This window comes from Acinetobacter sp. YH16051 (genome assembly GCF_013417135.1).
Taxonomy (GTDB): domain Bacteria; phylum Pseudomonadota; class Gammaproteobacteria; order Pseudomonadales; family Moraxellaceae; genus Acinetobacter; species Acinetobacter towneri.
This window is the reverse complement of sequence record NZ_VPEN01000097.1, coordinates 1-1,882: the sequence shown is the minus strand read 5'-3', so window position 1 is coordinate 1,882 and position 1,882 is coordinate 1. Positions and strand designations below refer to the sequence as shown.

Below are 1,882 nucleotides of genomic sequence, written 5' to 3'. Positions count from 1 at the left end.
CCATGAAGGAATACAGAGAGGCTATAGCAGACGATAAGAAGCGATTAGAGACGTTTTACACCCAAGTAGCTAGTGGGGTACTAGATAAGGCTGAAAAGTCACTACAGGAGACAAATAAACAAGCTATAGGGGCATTAAAGAGCCGTATTGAGGAGTTAGATAAAGCAACTAGCCGTCTTAACTATCAATTTATTGCCGTGTTTGCCAGCGCCTTTGTAGCGTTGGTAATGGTGCTGTTCTTGGCGTTATTTTTATTTGTCCCAAGTATGGATGAAATCCAGCAGCGCAGATCGGAAGTAAACAACCTGAAAAAATACAGTTTAGATCTATCAAAATGTGATGGGAAAACATGCGTTAAAGTGATGACAAAACAATGTGGCTATGGGAAAAATGGCGATTATTGTGTGATTGACCCTAAATAATTGCCGCTGGTACTTTGCTCTGCTCCTCCCAAACCTATCAGATATTTAGTGTCGCAAAGTGGCTCGACTTTGAAACATGGCAAAAGCCATATTTCAAAGCATCGAGCTAAATTTTGATTTTTTATGTCATATCAATTTGCAAAGAATAAAGGCACTCTTAGATACTAAAAAAAGGAATTAAAAATGAGAAAACATTTGATTTTCCTAAGTTTTATAGTAATGGTTTTCATTTTAGCTATGGTTATTAAGATCGAAAATGATCAGAAAAAAAGGCAAGAGTTAAGTAAATTGGAGTTAGTTAAAAAGAAAGTTAATTAAGCAAAAACTGAGTTATACTTTTTTGATAACGATAATAACTAAGCCCAGAAAGCGCCTAATCTCAGCACTGCACCTGCTGGGATTTTTTTTATTTAAATATCTGATATAGTGGTACTTATATAAAATATTATAACTTAGGTGGTCCATGCCTAGCCTAACTCTCAAAGCCACATCAAAAAGATGCTTCGAGCCTAAAGTTCTAATGATTCTAATCGAGTGTCTGCCTGATGAACAAAGGCCTCCTATCAAAGAGTTATTAACCTCTTATCCTGTAGAAATTAAACTAAATCTAACTCCAGAAGTCTTAGAACCCACTATCGAAAAAATACTAAAACGCTTAGGCAGAGCATTTATTATCAGTAAGTAGATCAGTTCTGAAGTTTTCTTAAAATTAACATAATATAACTGTTTTTTCCTTCAATATCATTATATTAGAGATTGCCGCCTTGAATCATAGAGCAACAGGGCGGCAACTTTTCTATTTTTTATGTTCTACGGTTTTAATTAGATATTTTAATAATTAAATTCATTCCAGTAAGAACCGAGCGAGTGTCTACGAGCGATCACCTGGCATTAAAATTTTGCCCCTGCCTTTTCCCTGATTACAAGCCCCCCCTTTGCTTCTTAACGAAAGATATAGAGCATCCCGAAGGGTGCGAACTGTATTAATTAGAATCTAAACGAGCGAAGCGAGCATAAAGATTACTGAGCGAAGCGAAGGCCTAGTTTCTTTTTTTATTAAATCCTCAACTTCTATTTAAAAAAAACAGCCCCTCAACCGAGCTTTAGCGAGGTTAAAACGTCCGAGCTTTAGCGAGGGCATAGGGCTGTTTTCCATGCTCACTTATGCTTTTATATATATTTTAAAGCTTTTAAATGCTTTTAGACACTCTTAAACCCTTACTACAGAAGGGTTTCAAGCCCTATAAAAGGACATTTAGTCGGTTATAAAAGGACATTTAGTCGGTTATAAAAGGACATTTAGTCGGTTATAAAAGGACATTTAGTCTTGATTTAAGGACTTAATTAATATTGACCTTTTAATGATAACTTTATACAGTGTCCTTACTTTGAATAATAATATGCTTTGAAGATGAAGAATGAGCTTGTTGTGAAAGATAACGCATTAATGAACGCTAGTT

At 35.4% G+C, this 1,882-nt stretch carries 1 protein-coding gene; it reads left to right on the top strand.

The genetic code is table 11. The annotated features are described in order from the left end of the window. The first annotated feature begins 2 nt into the window (after nt 1-2). The gene (locus FTV41_RS14535) at nt 3-422 is read left to right on the top strand and encodes a hypothetical protein (protein WP_179996745.1); all 420 of its coding nucleotides are present in this window, start codon (nt 3-5) and stop codon (nt 420-422) included. Nucleotides 423-1,882: the final 1,460 nt, after the last annotated feature.

Excerpts from the sequence above, each read along its gene's own strand:
- FTV41_RS14535 (WP_179996745.1), top strand. The coding sequence starts at position 3 with ATGAAGGAATACAGAGAGGCTATAGCAGACGATAAGAAGCGATTAGAG.